Below are 15,602 nucleotides of genomic sequence, written 5' to 3' on the forward strand. Positions count from 1 at the left end.
TATGTTTGATTGGAAGTGGAGACATGGTTACCAGTATGACGGGCTATGGAAGAGGAGAATCACAAAACGAACAGGTCAAGGTCTTTGCAGAAATCAAGACCGTCAACCATCGTTTCTGCGAATATACGATTCGAATGCCGCGCCAGCTGTTGGTTCTGGAAGAAAAAGTGAAAAAAATGGCGAGTGAATACATAAGAAGGGGACGGGTGGAACTCTTCATAACGGTCGAAGGGAAAAGCCTGGTTTCTAAAAATGTTGATATCGATTGGAATCTTGCAGATCAATATGTAAGCCTGATGGATGCAGTGAAGGGGAAATATAACCTTGGCGGTTCCATTTCGCTTCAAGATATACTGCAACTCGAATCGATTTTCTTGATGGAAGAAGTAGCGACCGTTCCTAGTGATTTGGAAAAGTTGCTTATGGAATCAGTAAAGGGTGCCCTAGAAAACCTGAAACAAATGCGTGTTCAGGAAGGACAGGGGCTGGCCAGTGATTTGCAAAGTCAGTTAAAGAAGTTTGCTGAGATTGTAGCGGGGGTTAAAACCTATGCGCCTTCTGTTGTAAAGCAATATAAGGATCGACTGACAATAAAGCTTTCCGAGTTGACTGATGGAATGATTGAAGATAGTCGCATTGTCACAGAGGCGGCCATATTTGCGGATAAATGTGATATAAATGAAGAATTGACTAGGCTCGATAGCCATGTGCAACAGTTTTCGGATACCCTTAAGCAAGGCCAACCGATTGGGAGGAAATTGGATTTTCTCGTTCAAGAGATGAACAGGGAAGTCAATACGATCGGTTCAAAGGCAAATGACTCAGCCATTACAAAAGAAGTGGTTGAAATGAAAAGCCTGCTTGAAAAATTGAAGGAACAGGTTCAAAATATCGAATAATCGGTTTATGATAACCCTGTCAAGGCGACAATAGAATATGAATGGGGGACAAAAATGTCAATTAAGCTCATTAATATTGGTTTTGGTAATATCGTTTCCGCAAATCGGATCGTATCCATTGTAAGTCCTGAATCTGCTCCAATAAAAAGGATTATCCAGGATGCCCGTGATCGCGGATCATTAATAGATGCTACATACGGCAGAAGAACAAGGGCCGTTATTATTACAGACAGCGACCATGTCATCTTATCCGCCGTTCAACCGGAAACGGTTGCAGCAAGGCTTCAAGATCGAGATGATAGCGTAGAAGAGGGGTAACTGAAAGATTATGAGAGAAAAAGGTTTATTAATTGTTTTGTCCGGCCCATCAGGTGTGGGTAAGGGTACCGTAAGAAAGGCAATCTTTTCTCAGCCGGGTACGGCATTCGAGTATTCAATTTCGATGACGACACGACTTCCACGGCAAGGTGAGGTGGATGGGGTAGATTATTTCTTTAAAAAGCGTGAGGATTTCGAAGCGTTGATTGAAGAAGGAAAGCTCCTGGAATATGCGGAGTTCGTCGGCAATTATTATGGAACACCTGTTGATTATGTCCGAGAAACGATTGATTCCGGAAAAGATGTTTTTCTTGAAATCGAAGTACAAGGAGCTAGGCAGGTTCGGGAAAAGTTTCCTGAAGGCCTATTCATTTTCCTTGCCCCGCCAAGCTTGAGTGAACTTGAAAGTCGGATCGTAACCCGTGGTACCGAGACGGAGGAAGCGATCAAAGGGCGCATGAAGGTGGCTAAAGAGGAAATAGAGCTTATGGATCTGTATGATTACGTCGTTGAAAATGACCATGTAGATGCTGCTTGTGCTAGAATTAATGCAATTGTAATTGCCGAACATTGCCGTCGGGAAAGAGTTGCTGTTCTTTATAAAAAAATGTTGGAGGCGGAATAAACTATGTTATATCCATCTATTGATTCATTATTACTGAAAATCGATTCAAAATACTCACTTGTATCTGTGGCAGCCAAGCGTGCTAGAGAAATGCAAATTAAAGATAACTGCATGATTGCTAAACCAGTTTCTCACAAATCAGTCGGTCGTGCCCTTGAAGAAATCTATTCTGGTAAATTATCATATGATAATTCATCTGAAGTAAAATAATTGAACACTTAAGCTTGACCTATCGGGCCTGACACCCTAACAGCAAACAGGATGCATTACTTTTGGAACTTGCTTCCTTCCTGCGGCAAAGGTGTGTCAGGCCTGTTTGTTTTGATTTTGGATAGGAGCAAACAAACAGCAATCCAAAAAGCGGTTATGGACTTTATTGACACTTACCAAGGTTCTTGCGCATATATAATGAAATTTTACCTGTAAACCTTCATAATTAGTTAATAATAGAATGTATAGTTAGGGGAAATTTGCATGCTAATCGATAAAAAGGTTCTACTTTGTGTCACTGGCGGAATTGCTGTATATAAGGCTGCAGCCCTGACCAGTAAACTGACGCAGGCAGGGGCTCACGTTAAGGTGATCATGAGTGCCTCGGCGCGCCAATTCGTGACGCCTCTTACCTTTCAGGCACTTTCAAGACATGATGTTTATACCGATACATTTGATGAAAAAGATTCCTCGGTCATTGCCCATATCGACCTTGCTGATTGGGCGGATATTGTCCTGGTGGCGCCTGCCACAGCGAATGTTATTGGCAAGATAGCCAATGGCATCGCGGATGATATGATCACGACCACGTTGCTTGCAACGGAGGCCCCTGTTTGGGTAGCTCCGGCTATGAATGTCCATATGTACGCTCATCCGGCTGTGCAGAAGAATATGGAGACGCTTCGTACGTTTGGTTATCAATTCATAGAGCCCGGTGAAGGGTATTTGGCTTGCGGCTATGTAGGAAAGGGAAGACTGGAAGAACCGGAAACGATTGTACAACATCTACAAGAATACTTTGGGGAAGTTGGCTTGAAACCACTTAAGGGTAAGAAATTCTTAATCACGGCGGGGCCTACCCGTGAAGCAATCGATCCTGTACGCTTCGTGACGAACCATTCTAGTGGCAAGATGGGCTATGCCATTGCCGAGCAGGCAGCCAATCAGGGAGCCGATGTGACCTTGGTCACCGGGCCCGTGAGTTTGGCTCCGCCTTCGAAGGTGAAGGTCATTCCCGTCGAATCAGCCGCAGATATGTATGAAGCGGTGTTTGAGCAATTTGACTCGAGTGATGTGGTAATTATGACGGCTGCGGTTGCCGACTATAAACCCAAATTCTATCATGAACAGAAAATGAAAAAACAGCCTGGTGAAAATGTGATTGAATTTGAACGGACAAAGGACATTCTTATGGAATTGGGCAAGAATAAGACTCATCAGCTCTTAGTCGGTTTTGCAGCCGAAACGAATAATGTGGAAGAGTATGCAAAAGGGAAATTGGTGAAGAAGAATGCCGATATGATCGTAGCCAATAATGTTACGGTATCGGGTGCAGGCTTCGGCACGGATACAAATATTGTTACGATCTTTAATAAGGATGGGCGTTCCATCGAACTTCCAAAAATGAGTAAAGCGGATATCGCCAAAAGTATTTTGGCAGAAGTATCCTGCATGCAAAAGGATTGATGTCTAATGGATATTGCATCCGTCATAGTGGATGTACCTGCAAAACAAACGGATAGGGAATTCGATTATCGAATTCCTAAGAAATGGATCCAGGTCATTAAACCTGGCATGCGAGTCATTGTTCCGTTTGGTCCCAGAATGGTGCAGGGATTCGTAACGGGGCTAAAAGATAAAAGTGAATTTGCTAAGCTCCGCCATATTAAAGAACTGATGGATTTGGAGCCTGTTTTAAATGATGAATTGCTGCAACTTGGTGACTGGTTGACGAAAGAGGCCATGTGTTTCAAAATTTCGGCGCTGCAAGCGATGCTACCGGCAGCAATGAAAGCAAAATATGAAAAAGTCATCAATATCGTAGACGGTAAAAAGGCCCAGCTGTCCACGATGATACAAGCTCTTTTTGGCAAGCATGATTCGCTATCATGGAAAGATGCGATAGAAGGGGAACATGCTTCCCTTCTTCAAAAAGAGTTGCAAAAAGGCAATTTAGAGTTAGTGTATTTTGTGAAAAACCGTCTAAATAAAAAGACGGTACGGGTTATAAAACCGTTAGTATCTCCAATGGAATTGAAAGAAATGGGTTCGTCGCTATCCGGAAATGCAAGAAAACAGCAGGAGCTCATCCAATATTTCATTGAACACCCAGACCCGATACCGCTTAAGGAGCTTCTTGAATTGGTTAATGCTTCTAGTGGGACGGTGAAGTCCCTTGTGGCAAAAGGGGCATTGGTCGAACTGGAACAAGAAGTATACCGCGACCCTTATGAAAACCGTGTATTTAATAAATCCAATCCCTTCACATTAACAGATGAGCAGGCTGCCGCGCTTGGGCCCATTCAGGAGAAGATTAAACAGGATGAACATGACGTTTTCCTTTTATATGGTGTAACGGGAAGTGGGAAGACAGAAGTGTATTTACAGGCCATCGCTTCGGTTATGGAGAAAGGGAAGGAAGCCATCATGTTGGTTCCGGAAATTTCTTTGACTCCCCAAACGGTGAAACGGTTTAAAGAACGCTTTGGCGAGCAGGTTGCGGTCATGCATAGTGGTTTATCCGTTGGAGAAAAATATGATGAGTGGAGGAAAATTCATCGTAAAGAAGTAAAAGTAGTGGTAGGGGCACGGTCGGCCGTTTTTGCTCCATTTGAGAATCTTGGGATCGTCATCATTGATGAAGAGCATGAGGCGAGTTACAAGCAAGAAGAAAATCCGCGTTATCATGCAAGGGATGTTGCGATTGAACGAGCGAAATCCTATCAATGCCCTGTCATCCTCGGAAGTGCCACCCCTACCCTAGAATCCTTTGCCCGTGCCAAGAAAAATGTCTATCAGTTATTGACCCTCAGTCGGCGGATGAATAAACATGCTATGCCTGCAGTCGATATCGTGGATATGAGGGAAGAACTAAGATCGGGAAACCGCTCAATGTTTTCCGAACTGCTATTCACGAAGTTGCAAGATCGGCTCGAAAAGGGACAGCAGACGGTACTGATGTTAAATAAGCGTGGGCATTCCTCCTTTGTCATGTGCCGTAGTTGTGGATTAGTGATCAACTGTCCAAATTGTGATATTTCCCTCACTTACCATCGCTTTAATGATATAATGAAATGCCATTATTGCGGGTTTGAGGAAGGGATGCCTTCTGTGTGTCCCGAGTGTGAGAGTGACCATATCCGATTCTTTGGAACGGGTACACAGAAGGTGGAGGAAGAACTTGCCAAGATCCTCCCTGATGCAAGAGTAATTCGGATGGATGTCGATACGACGAGTAGGAAGGGATCACATGAGCGGCTGCTGAATGCATTCGGTGAAGGAAAAGCGGATATACTGCTTGGAACCCAAATGATTGCCAAGGGCCTTGATTTCCCGAATATTACGTTGGTTGGCGTGCTTTCAGCCGATACGATGCTGCATTTGCCTGATTTCCGTTCTTCGGAAAAGACATTCCAGCTATTGACGCAAGTCAGCGGAAGGGCAGGGCGACATACACTTCCTGGTGAAGTGGTGATCCAAACCTATACGCCTGAGCATTACAGTATAGAGCTTTCCGCTATGCAGGATTACGATGCATTTTATGAAAGGGAGATGTACATCCGGAGGCAAGCCCATTATCCTCCTTATTATTATGTAATCCTCGTAACGGTTTCTCATGAGGACTTGATGAAAACCGTGAGTGTGACGGATAAGATTACTAATTTCCTGAGTTCGCGACTGCATAAGGATTCTATCGTCCTCGGGCCGGTCGCCTCCCCAATTAGTCGAATCAACAATAGATATCGATACCAATGTCTGATAAAATACAAACGAGAGCCGGAGCTTTATCACCATTTACGAACGCTTTTGGAGCATTATCAAAAGGAAACGGCCCAAAATCACCTGCAGATTTCCATTGATTTAAATCCGCAGATTATGATGTAGTTGTTATGATATCGCGAGCTGTTCAGGCTTGCGTTTTTATATAGTAAGTTTTGTTTTTTATATTAGGAGGGTACTTTTCGCTTTGACTATTTTACCGATTGTCATGTTTCCTGAAAAAATTTTACAACAAAAATGCGCTAAAATAACAAGTTTTGATAAAAAATTGGCAAAGCTGTTAAATAATATGTACGAAACGATGGTTGAAGCGGATGGAGTGGGTCTTGCAGCCCCACAAGTGGGCGTGAAAAAACAAGTCGCCGTCGTAGAGATAGAGGAAGGATCAGGTGTCATTGAATTGATCAATCCGGAAGTGCTGGAAGTCGAGGGAGAACAGACAGGCGTTGAAGGCTGTCTAAGTTTTCCAGACCTATATGGGGAAGTGTCCCGTCCATACCGTGTCAAAGTGCGTGCACAGGACAGGAAGGGGAATTTTTTCGAAATAGAAGCTGAAGGTTTCCTGGCTAGGGCCATCCAGCATGAAATGGATCATTTGCAAGGGGTGCTATTTACAAGTAAAGTGTCCCGATATATTACAGAGGAAGAGTTAGAAAGGTTTGAAGAAAAATGACAAAAATTATTTTTATGGGGACGCCGGACTTTTCAGTACCGGTGCTTAAGCGAATCATTGACGAGGGGTATGAAGTGATTGCTGTCGTCACTCAGCCGGATCGTCCGGTTGGCAGGAAAAGAGTCTTGACTCCACCACCGGTTAAAGTTGAAGCAATCAAACAAGGGATACCCGTTTACCAGCCAGAGAAAATCCGTGAAAAAGAAGAATTGGAAAAGATCATCCGTTTAAAACCGGACTTAGTGGTGACGGCGGCATTCGGACAAATTCTTCCTAATGAGTTATTGGAAGCTCCTAAATTTGGCTGTATTAATGTACATGCCTCTTTACTACCTGAACTACGTGGCGGAGCGCCTATTCACTACTCCATCTTACAAGGTAAAGAAAAGACGGGAATCACCATCATGTATATGGCTGAGAAATTAGATGCCGGAGATATTTTAACTCAGGCAGAAGTGGTCATCGAAGAACTAGATAATGTCGGTACGATGCATGATAAGTTGAGTAAGGTCGGTGCGGATTTACTTGCCGACACATTGCCGAAGTTATTGAATGGTGAGCTATCCCCAATTAAGCAAGACGAGGAAAAGGCAACTTTTGCTCCCAACATTAAACGATCAGAGGAAAAAATCGACTGGTCGAAAACGGGAGAGTCCATCTATAATCATGTCCGCGGCTTGAATCCTTGGCCTGTTGCCTATACACTCGTAAACGGGTCTGTCCTTAAAATCTGGCAGACAAAGAAAGTTAAAGGGAACGCTCAAACAAGCCCCGGAACGATCATTGAGGTGCTTGATGAAGGAATGGTCGTGGCGACTGGAAATGAAACGGCGATTCTCATCACCGAACTACAACCATCAGGTAAGAAAAAAATGCCAGCGAAGAATTACTTGATTGGTGCGGGTTCATTCATTAAAGCAGGTATAAAGTTAGGAGAAACTAATGACACAAACTAAAAAGGGAGTACGCGATATTGCTCTCGACATCTTGGAATCTGTAGAGAAAAATCAATCTTATAGCAACCTGTTACTTAATAATTTGATTAAAAAGCATCAATTGTCTGCAGTGGATAGTGGATTGTTAACAGAAATCAGCTACGGAACGATCCAGCGGAAGATGACATTGGATTACTATCTACAGCCATATATAAAAAATCCTAAAAAAACGCAAAGCTGGGTCATTAACCTTCTTAGGCTTTCCGTATACCAAATGGTTTATTTAGATAAAGTGCCAGATCATGCGATTATTTTCGAAGCTGTCGAGATATCGAAAAAACGCGGGCATAAAGGAACGCAGTCAATGGTCAATGGGGTGCTCCGTAATATCCAAAGAAATGGTGTTGCATCTTTTGATGATATCAAGGACGACCGTGAACGCCTATCAATTGAAGTGAGTCATCCATTATGGTTGATAAACCGTTGGGTTGAGCAATATGGGTATGAGAAAACAAAGGAAATGTGTGAAATTAACTTAATGGCTCCGTTACAGACGGGACGAGTTAACTTGAAACAGATTTCCCGCAGTGAATTAATCAGTATTTTGACTGAAGAGGGATATGATGTGGAAGCCAGTGAATTCGTGCCGGAATCCATTATCAGTTACAAAGGGAACCTGGCACATTCCGAAAGTTATAAATTGGGTCTTCTTTCCATTCAGGACGAAAGTTCGATGCTGGTCGCCCATGCGCTTGGTGCACATGATAACGATGCAGTTTTGGACTGTTGCGCAGCGCCAGGAGGCAAGTCAATGCATATTGCCGAAGGTCTGACGACGGGGCAGGTATATGCTCTTGACCTTCATGAACATAAAGTTAAGCTCATCAAGGAACAGGCAGAGCGACTAAAGTTAAGGAACAACATTAAGACGCAGGTCTTAGATAGCAGACACGTTCAGGAACACTTCAATAAAGAAGGGTTTGACAGAATCCTGATAGATGCTCCTTGCTCCGGATTAGGCGTCATGCGTCGTAAGCCTGATGTGAAGTATACAAAAACAAATAATGATATAATGAAACTTTCAAACATACAGAAACAATTATTGGAAGCAGCTGCTCCGCTCCTGAAACAAGGTGGACAGTTAGTATATAGTACATGCACAGTGGACAAAGAAGAAAATGACAGAGTAGCAGCGACGTTCTTGGAACAACATCCGGAGTTCGAAAGCGATACAACATTGTCTGAAAGAATGCCCGAAAGTGTTCAACCATTTGTTGAAGGTCATACCTTGCAAGTGTTCCCGCAATATTTTAGCAGTGACGGTTTCTTTATTGCGAGTTTTAGAAAGAAGGTGCTGTAATGGCAGAGATTACGAAATCATCAAGAGTGAGAAAAGATACAACACCAGAAAAACCATCGATTTATTCGTTGGAGCTTCATCAAATTAAAGAATGGTTGGTTGAAAACGGTGAGAAAGCTTTCCGTGCGGACCAAGTTTATGACTGGCTTTATAAAAAACGCGTTTCAAGTTTTGAGGATATGTCTAACCTATCTAAGACATTGCGAGATAAATTGGAAGAGCAATTCACTTTCACGACGTTAAAGACATTGATCCAACAAACATCCAATGATGGAACGATGAAGTTCTTATTTGAATTGCATGATGGGTACTCAATTGAAACCGTATTAATGCGCCATGAATATGGGAATTCCATCTGTGTAACGACACAGGTAGGCTGTAGAATCGGTTGCACATTCTGTGCATCGACGCTTGGTGGTTTAAAACGTAATCTTGAATCAGGGGAAATCGTTGCCCAGGTCGTCAAGGTCCAACAAGCACTTGATGAAGTGGAGGAACGCGTTAGCTCGGTCGTTATCATGGGAATCGGCGAACCATTCGATAACTATGATAATATGATGTCTTTCCTTAAAAATATCAATCATGAAAAAGGGTTGAACATCGGTGCTCGCCATATCACCGTTTCGACTAGTGGGATCATTCCTAAAATCTATAAATTTGCCGAAGAAAGCATGCAAATCAATTTTGCTGTATCACTTCACGCGCCGAACACTGAGTTGAGAAGTAAATTGATGCCGATTAATAAGGCTTATAAGCTTCCTGACTTGATTGAAGCCATCAAATACTACACGGAAAAAACAGGGCGCCGTGTCAGCTTTGAATATGGTCTATTCGGTGGAGAAAATGACTCAGTAGAGCACGCTGAAGAACTGGCCGATTTAATAGAAGACATCAAGTGTCATGTCAATTTAATTCCGGTTAACTATGTACCGGAACGCAACTATGTACGTACACCTCGGGATAAGATTTTTGAGTTTGAAAAAACATTGAAAAAACGTGGCATTAATGTAACAATTCGAAGAGAACAAGGCAGTGACATTGACGCAGCCTGTGGCCAGCTTCGGGCTAAGGAGCGTAAAGAAGAGACGAGGTGACCCTATGAGGGCAATATTCAAGACTGACCGTGGGAAAGTCCGCCAACATAATGAAGATAATGGGGGAGTTTTTAGTAATCCGGAAGGCGTACGCCTTGCCATCGTTGCAGATGGCATGGGCGGCCACCGTGCCGGGGATGTAGCGAGTGGGATGACGATTGACCTTTTGAAGGAAAGATGGGAAGAGTCAAGTGGTATTGAAACGGCAAATGATGCTGAAAATTGGTTGAAAACACAGATCCTCCTTGTCAATCAATTGCTTTTTGAACATGCCGAAGCGAACCTGGAATGTAAGGGCATGGGTACAACCATTGTTGCGGCAATATGCACAGATAAATTTGCAACCATCGCAAACATCGGGGACAGCCGGTGTTATTTGTATAACGAAAGCGGATTCAAGCAGGTCACGGAAGACCATTCGCTTGTTAATGAGCTGGTCCGTTCTGGTCAGATCACGAAGGAAGACGCTGAGCATCATCCAAGGAAAAATGTGTTGTTGCGTGCATTGGGCACTGAACTGCAAGTGGAAATGGACATTACGACAGTCATTTTCGAAGAGCAGGATATGCTTTTGCTTTGCTCTGATGGTTTAACGAATAAAGTAAGTGAAGTGGAACTCGAAGAAATGGTTAACAATGGACATTCACTTGAAGAAAAGGCACAGTCGTTAATAGAAATGGCCAATAACTATGGTGGAGAAGATAATATCACCCTTGTGCTTGTTCAATTTATTGATGAAAGCGAAAGCAGGTGAACTCAATGTTGATTGGTAGAAGGATCAACGGCCGTTATAAACTGATCGAGATGGTCGGTGGTGGCGGTATGGCGAATGTTTACCTTGCAAGAGATATGATTTTGGACCGTGATGTTGCCTTGAAGATCCTGAGGATGGATTTTAATAATGACGATGAATTCATTAAACGCTTTAATCGGGAAGCGCAATCAGCAACGAGTCTAGCCCATCCGAATATTGTCAGTATCTATGATGTCGGAGAAGAAAATGATATCTACTATATCGTCATGGAATATGTGGACGGGTTTACTTTAAAGCAATACATACAAAAATACTATCCAATTCCGGTTGAAAAAGCCTTAGATATCATGAAGCAAATTACGGCTGCCATCTCCCATGCCCACCATAACGGAATCATCCATAGGGACATCAAGCCTCAGAATATCCTGATTGATAAAGAAGGAACCGTTAAAATCACTGATTTTGGAATTGCCCTTGCTCTAAGTGCCACGAATATAACCCAGACAAATGCAGTTTTAGGTTCTGTTCATTACTTGTCTCCAGAACAGGCAAGAGGCGGCATGGCCAATAAGAAATCGGATATCTACTCTCTGGGTATCGTGATGTTTGAGATTTTAACTGGCAGGCTCCCTTTTTCAGGTGAATCTGCAGTTTCCATTGCGTTAAAGCATCTCCAGTCGGAAACCCCATCGCCAAAGCGTTGGAATCCTGATATACCGCAAAGTGTGGAAAATATTATTCTAAAAGCAACGGCAAAAGATTCATATTATCGTTATGAAAGCGTCGATTCAATGGAAGATGACATTCGAACTTCGCTTGATCCAGAGCGCTTAAATGAATTGCCTTTTGTCATTCCGGAAGATCATGATGCAACAAAAGCCATCCCCATCATCACGAATGACCAGCTGTCAAGTATAGATGAGACAATCATAAGAGGACCGGAAAAAAATGCGAGCGTAGTTGAACAAGATGAACAAAGTGATGAGCCAGCTACAGCGACTAAGCTTAAAAAGAAACAGAAAAAACAAAAAACGAAATCGAAGCAAAAAAGTAATCGGCGCATAAAATGGCCTGCGATTTTAGTTACCATCTTTTTGGTTTTAGCGGTGGTTGCCATTTTATCCATTACCGTTTTTCCATCCATGCTTGGCACTAAAGAAGTGACCGTCCCTGACTTAAAAGGGGAGGAGCTGGATGATGCCATTTCTACCTTGGTGGAATTAGGACTTGTCACGGGGGACACGATTGAGATTAATGATGAAGAGGTCGAAAAAGGTCTCGTCATCAAGACCAACCCTAAAGAAGGTAAGCTGGTCAAAGAAGGCGCTAAAATAGATATCTATCAAAGCATTGGTAAAGAAACGATTACATTGTCTAGCTATGAAGGAAGAAAGTATGATGATATCGAGAGTATGCTCAATAAAATGGGCTTCAAGGACGTTGCAGTGACAGAGGTATTTGATGAAAGCGAGCCGGGGACGATCATTGATCAAGATCCTTCAGGAGGCTTTGAAGTCATTGCTTCGGAAACGGAGCTCGAACTCATGGTCAGTAAGGGTGCCGATCGATTAACATTAAAGAACCTAACTGGTTTCAATGAGACGGCTTTGAATGATTACTCCAATGAAAGTGGAATAAAAATTGCCGTCGAAAAAAAGGTGTATACGGACTTAGTGGCCGAGGGACTTGTTATTTCACAGGAACCTGCACCATCTACTAAAGTGGACAAGGGAAGTACGGTAAGCGTGGTCCTTTCAAAAGGGAAAGAAGAGATTCCACCAAAGACGGTGACAGAGGAAATCACGATCGAATATGACCCTGTAGAGCCCGGTAAACCACAGCAAGTTCAAATCTTCATTGAAGACATCAATAATAGCATGACAGAGCCCTATGATACTTTTTCGCTCTTGGAAACTGAAGAAAAAGAGATCAAATTCTTGGTGTCCAAAGATAAGAAAGCCGGATATAAAGTCATGCGTGACGGACAGGTGATTAAGGAGAAAACCATCACTTATCCGGAATGAATTTAATCAAATTAGGAGTGTGGCTATGCCCGAAGGAAAAATCATTAAAGCCTTAAGCGGCTTTTATTATGTTTTAGATGGAGAAGAAGTATACCAATGCCGGGGTCGAGGCGTTTTTCGTAAAAATAAGGTAACGCCCCTTGTTGGCGATTACGTTGTATATCAGGCAGATAATAAGACGGACGGAACGGTAACGGAGGTCAAGCCCCGAAAGAATGAATTGGTTCGTCCACCGATAGCGAATGTCGATCAGGCCATTCTTGTTTTTTCAGCAGTCGAACCTGAGTTCAGTCCAGCTCTCCTTGATCGATTCCTGGTCCTCATTGAAGATAATGAGATCGAGCCCATTATTGTCGTGACCAAAATGGACTTGGTAACGGAAGATAAAAAAAAGAAATTGTCTCAGCATATCAAGGACTATCAGAAGTTAGGCTATACAGTGCTGGAAACTTCTTCGATAACCACAGGGGGCGTCAATCAGCTGATTCCTTTAATAGAAGGGAAAACCAGTGTGTTTGCCGGTCAATCCGGAGTGGGGAAATCCTCGTTGTTGAATGCGATCAACCCGAGCTTGGCCCTAAAGACAGACGACATTTCATCTCATTTGGGACGCGGAAAGCATACCACACGTCATGTGGAACTGATTCACATGGGCACTGGCCTCGTTGCGGATACGCCTGGATTCAGTTCACTTGAATTCACGGAAATGGAAGCAGAACGTCTATCGTATTGTTTTCCTGAGATGCATAAGCTTGGTGAGGACTGCAAGTTCAGGGCCTGCCTCCATGACAAGGAACCGAAGTGCGCTGTGAAAGAAGCGGTAGAAACCGGGGTAATCCCACAGTACAGGTACGAACATTATATGCAATTTTTAGAGGAAATAAGAGATAGAAAGCCGAGGTATTAGTATGGTTAAAATTGCACCATCCATATTATCAGCTGATTTCGCAAAGCTGGGAGAAGAAATCTTGGATGTTGAGAGGGGCGGAGCCGACTATATCCATGTAGACGTTATGGATGGCCATTTCGTGCCTAACATCACAATTGGTTCATTGATTGTCGATGCTATCAGACCGGTGACGAAACTCCCTCTAGACGTCCATTTGATGATTGAACGTCCAGATGCCTATATCGAGGCGTTTGCCAAAGCAGGGGCCGACTATATCACTGTCCATGTAGAAGCGTGTACGCACCTACACCGAACGATACAATTGATAAAGTCCTTTGGTGTTAAAGCGGGGGTAGTCCTCAATCCGGCCACTCCAGCATCCGTGATCCAACCGATCATCGAAGATATAGATATGGTTTTATTGATGACCGTCAATCCAGGATTCGGGGGACAAAAGTTCATCGCTTCTGTACTTCCAAAAATTTCCGAAGTGAAGGCGATGGCTGATTTGTACAATCCCAATCTTGAAATTGAAGTAGATGGCGGGGTAAATGAAGAAACGGCCAAAGTTTGTATTGAACGGGGAGCAACGGTACTTGTCGCCGGGTCAGCCATATATAACCAGGAAGATCGCCAGGCAGCGATTCAGAGAATTCGTGGAAATTAAAATGAGAGAAAGCCGACATTATCGTAGCTATACTACGATGATGATCGGCTTTTTTAAAACAATCAGACATGTAAAGAATCTTAAGAATAGGGTGGCGGAATATGAAAATAAGCATTATGGCTGGAGGCCCAAAGGATTTGTGGCCTGATTTAACGACTTATAAAGAGAGTACTGACTTGTGGGTTGGGGTCGATCGAGGTGTTTGGTCCTTACTTGAAAATGACATTGTTCCTCAGTGTGGGTTTGGCGATTTCGATTCCGTATCCGAAGAGGAATGGTCCAATATTCAAAAAAGGATGGGGAATATTCATCTTTACCCTCCTGAGAAGGATGAAACCGATTTGGAAATTGCATTTAAATGGGCGATGGAGCAGGAGCCAAATGAAATACATATTCTAGGTGCAACAGGAGGGCGGCTGGACCATTTTCTCGGCAATATCCAATTATTGCAGAAAGATAGCATCCTGCCTTATCACAAGGATATTGATATGTATATAGTCGATTGTCAGAATAGCTTAACCGTGAAGACGCCAGGATCCTACCCCTTGACCTTGGATGAAGAGAGGAAGTATATTTCCCTGCTTCCAGTAACCGAAGAGATCACCGGCATTACACTCTTGGGGTTTAAGTATCCACTTGTTGATGCAAAGCTTGAATTGGGCTCCACACTCTGTGTCAGCAATGAACTAATTTCTGATTGTGGGAATGTTTCATTTGAGGAAGGCATATTAATGGTGATAAGAAGCAGAGATTAAAATTCATGCTTAGAGCAGATTCGGATATACTTTTCATCCTATATCCGCTTAAAAGCTTATGTTGTAATAGAAAAGTTCCACTTCATCTTAAATTTGTGGGATGTAAAGAGGAGGGGCATTATGAAATTTTATACAATTAAATTGCCAAAAGTTCTGGGCAGTTTGGTAAGGGCCATGCTCGGAGCGTTTAAAAAAGGCTAATAAAACATATTTACGTGACACCTTCTATAAAGGGGGTGTTATTTTTTGGTTTGGCTGGGGACAATAAAAAGAAACGATAGGTTGGACAGGCTTTTAATGGGTGATGATCTTTCTGAAAGAATCAGATTGTCCAATCATCACCCATTATAAAAGCGGCAGCCATTCAAATAAAAAGGCATCCTTAGAGGATGCCGTAACATTATACGCGTTCTACTTTGCCCGATTTAAGAGCTCTTGCAGAAACGTATACACGTTTAGGTTTACCGTCAACTAAAATACGTACTTTTTGAAGGTTAGCGCCGAATGTACGCTTGCTAGCGTTCATTGCGTGAGAGCGGCTGTTACCAGAACGGGTTTTTCTTCCAGTGATTACACATTTACGTGCCATGTCAAATTCCCTCCTAACTACAACAAGCTT

17 protein-coding genes are annotated in these 15,602 nt (G+C 43.0%); 16 read left to right on the forward strand and 1 reads right to left on the reverse strand.

Features of this window, described 5'->3' with window-relative positions; translation table 11 throughout:
* Positions 1-23: 23 nt before the first annotated feature.
* The 16 genes from AC503W_RS07035 (at position 24) to spoVM (ending at position 15,184) form a co-directional block, all read left to right on the forward strand.
* Positions 24-899, forward strand: coding sequence for a YicC/YloC family endoribonuclease (locus AC503W_RS07035; protein ID WP_402868228.1), 876 nt, complete (start codon positions 24-26; stop codon positions 897-899).
* Positions 900-953: 54 nt separating this feature from the next.
* Complete coding sequence (gene remA, locus AC503W_RS07040; RefSeq protein ID WP_034313813.1) at positions 954-1,217, forward strand: extracellular matrix/biofilm regulator RemA; 264 nt, start codon at positions 954-956, stop codon at positions 1,215-1,217.
* A 10-nt stretch (positions 1,218-1,227) separates the two neighbouring features.
* A complete protein-coding gene (gene gmk, locus AC503W_RS07045) occupies positions 1,228-1,842 on the forward strand; it encodes a guanylate kinase (protein ID WP_402868230.1) in 615 nt (204 codons plus the stop codon).
* 3 nt (positions 1,843-1,845) lie between these two features.
* The gene (rpoZ, locus tag AC503W_RS07050; RefSeq protein WP_402868232.1) at positions 1,846-2,052 is read left to right on the forward strand and encodes a DNA-directed RNA polymerase subunit omega; all 207 of its coding nucleotides are present in this window, start codon (positions 1,846-1,848) and stop codon (positions 2,050-2,052) included.
* A gap of 264 nt (positions 2,053-2,316) precedes the next feature.
* The gene (gene coaBC, locus AC503W_RS07055; RefSeq protein WP_402868234.1) at positions 2,317-3,519 is read left to right on the forward strand and encodes a bifunctional phosphopantothenoylcysteine decarboxylase/phosphopantothenate--cysteine ligase CoaBC; all 1,203 of its coding nucleotides are present in this window, start codon (positions 2,317-2,319) and stop codon (positions 3,517-3,519) included.
* A 6-nt stretch (positions 3,520-3,525) separates the two neighbouring features.
* Entirely contained in the window at positions 3,526-5,937 is a 2,412-nt protein-coding gene (gene priA / locus AC503W_RS07060) for a primosomal protein N' (protein WP_494916542.1), read from the forward strand.
* Positions 5,938-6,019: 82 nt separating this feature from the next.
* Positions 6,020-6,505, forward strand: a complete 486-nt coding sequence (gene def, locus AC503W_RS07065) for a peptide deformylase (RefSeq protein WP_402868238.1) — start codon at positions 6,020-6,022, stop codon at positions 6,503-6,505.
* Positions 6,502-7,461, forward strand: a complete 960-nt coding sequence (gene fmt, locus AC503W_RS07070) for a methionyl-tRNA formyltransferase (RefSeq protein WP_407407300.1) — start codon at positions 6,502-6,504, stop codon at positions 7,459-7,461. The genes def and fmt overlap by 4 nt, the downstream gene beginning before the upstream one ends.
* Complete coding sequence (rsmB, locus tag AC503W_RS07075; protein ID WP_402868242.1) at positions 7,448-8,800, forward strand: 16S rRNA (cytosine(967)-C(5))-methyltransferase RsmB; 1,353 nt, start codon at positions 7,448-7,450, stop codon at positions 8,798-8,800. The genes fmt and rsmB overlap by 14 nt, the downstream gene beginning before the upstream one ends.
* Positions 8,800-9,894 (forward strand): dual-specificity RNA methyltransferase RlmN, encoded by a 1,095-nt coding sequence (rlmN, locus tag AC503W_RS07080; RefSeq protein WP_407407302.1) that lies wholly within the window; start codon positions 8,800-8,802, stop codon positions 9,892-9,894. Before rsmB ends, rlmN begins: the two co-directional genes overlap by 1 nt.
* A 4-nt stretch (positions 9,895-9,898) precedes the next feature.
* Positions 9,899-10,648: a Stp1/IreP family PP2C-type Ser/Thr phosphatase gene (locus AC503W_RS07085; RefSeq protein ID WP_402868245.1), complete on the forward strand. Its 750-nt coding sequence runs from the start codon at positions 9,899-9,901 to the stop codon at positions 10,646-10,648.
* A gap of 5 nt (positions 10,649-10,653) precedes the next feature.
* The gene (gene pknB / locus AC503W_RS07090; RefSeq protein ID WP_403123219.1) at positions 10,654-12,672 is read left to right on the forward strand and encodes a Stk1 family PASTA domain-containing Ser/Thr kinase; all 2,019 of its coding nucleotides are present in this window, start codon (positions 10,654-10,656) and stop codon (positions 12,670-12,672) included.
* Positions 12,673-12,697: 25 nt separating this feature from the next.
* Complete coding sequence (gene rsgA / locus AC503W_RS07095) at positions 12,698-13,579, forward strand: ribosome small subunit-dependent GTPase A (protein WP_494916543.1); 882 nt, start codon at positions 12,698-12,700, stop codon at positions 13,577-13,579.
* A 1-nt stretch (position 13,580) separates the two neighbouring features.
* A complete protein-coding gene (gene rpe, locus AC503W_RS07100) occupies positions 13,581-14,228 on the forward strand; it encodes a ribulose-phosphate 3-epimerase (protein WP_402956252.1) in 648 nt (215 codons plus the stop codon).
* Positions 14,229-14,329: 101 nt separating this feature from the next.
* Positions 14,330-14,983: a thiamine diphosphokinase gene (locus tag AC503W_RS07105; protein WP_494916544.1), complete on the forward strand. Its 654-nt coding sequence runs from the start codon at positions 14,330-14,332 to the stop codon at positions 14,981-14,983.
* 120 nt (positions 14,984-15,103) lie between these two features.
* Positions 15,104-15,184 (forward strand): stage V sporulation protein SpoVM, encoded by an 81-nt coding sequence (gene spoVM / locus AC503W_RS07110; RefSeq protein ID WP_034313769.1) that lies wholly within the window; start codon positions 15,104-15,106, stop codon positions 15,182-15,184.
* Positions 15,185-15,383: 199 nt separating this feature from the next.
* Here spoVM and rpmB read toward each other — a convergent pair whose 3' ends face one another.
* Positions 15,384-15,572 carry a 50S ribosomal protein L28 gene (gene rpmB, locus AC503W_RS07115; protein ID WP_402868250.1) on the reverse strand — a complete coding sequence of 63 codons (189 nt, stop codon included), beginning with the start codon at positions 15,570-15,572 and terminating at the stop codon, positions 15,384-15,386.
* Positions 15,573-15,602: the final 30 nt, after the last annotated feature.

The organism is Peribacillus suis (genome assembly GCF_059384845.1).

Coding starts and splice junctions, on each gene's coding strand:
- AC503W_RS07035 (WP_402868228.1), top strand. CDS start 24: ATGGTTACCAGTATGACGGGCTATGGAAGAGGAGAATCACAAAACGAA.
- remA (WP_034313813.1), top strand. CDS start 954: ATGTCAATTAAGCTCATTAATATTGGTTTTGGTAATATCGTTTCCGCA.
- gmk (WP_402868230.1), top strand. CDS start 1,228: ATGAGAGAAAAAGGTTTATTAATTGTTTTGTCCGGCCCATCAGGTGTG.
- rpoZ (WP_402868232.1), top strand. CDS start 1,846: ATGTTATATCCATCTATTGATTCATTATTACTGAAAATCGATTCAAAA.
- coaBC (WP_402868234.1), top strand. CDS start 2,317: ATGCTAATCGATAAAAAGGTTCTACTTTGTGTCACTGGCGGAATTGCT.
- priA (WP_494916542.1), top strand. CDS start 3,526: ATGGATATTGCATCCGTCATAGTGGATGTACCTGCAAAACAAACGGAT.
- fmt (WP_407407300.1), top strand. CDS start 6,502: ATGACAAAAATTATTTTTATGGGGACGCCGGACTTTTCAGTACCGGTG.
- rsmB (WP_402868242.1), top strand. CDS start 7,448: ATGACACAAACTAAAAAGGGAGTACGCGATATTGCTCTCGACATCTTG.
- rlmN (WP_407407302.1), top strand. CDS start 8,800: ATGGCAGAGATTACGAAATCATCAAGAGTGAGAAAAGATACAACACCA.
- AC503W_RS07085 (WP_402868245.1), top strand. CDS start 9,899: ATGAGGGCAATATTCAAGACTGACCGTGGGAAAGTCCGCCAACATAAT.
- pknB (WP_403123219.1), top strand. CDS start 10,654: ATGTTGATTGGTAGAAGGATCAACGGCCGTTATAAACTGATCGAGATG.
- rsgA (WP_494916543.1), top strand. CDS start 12,698: ATGCCCGAAGGAAAAATCATTAAAGCCTTAAGCGGCTTTTATTATGTT.
- rpe (WP_402956252.1), top strand. CDS start 13,581: ATGGTTAAAATTGCACCATCCATATTATCAGCTGATTTCGCAAAGCTG.
- AC503W_RS07105 (WP_494916544.1), top strand. CDS start 14,330: ATGAAAATAAGCATTATGGCTGGAGGCCCAAAGGATTTGTGGCCTGAT.
- spoVM (WP_034313769.1), top strand. CDS start 15,104: ATGAAATTTTATACAATTAAATTGCCAAAAGTTCTGGGCAGTTTGGTA.
- rpmB (WP_402868250.1), bottom strand. CDS start 15,572: ATGGCACGTAAATGTGTAATCACTGGAAGAAAAACCCGTTCTGGTAAC.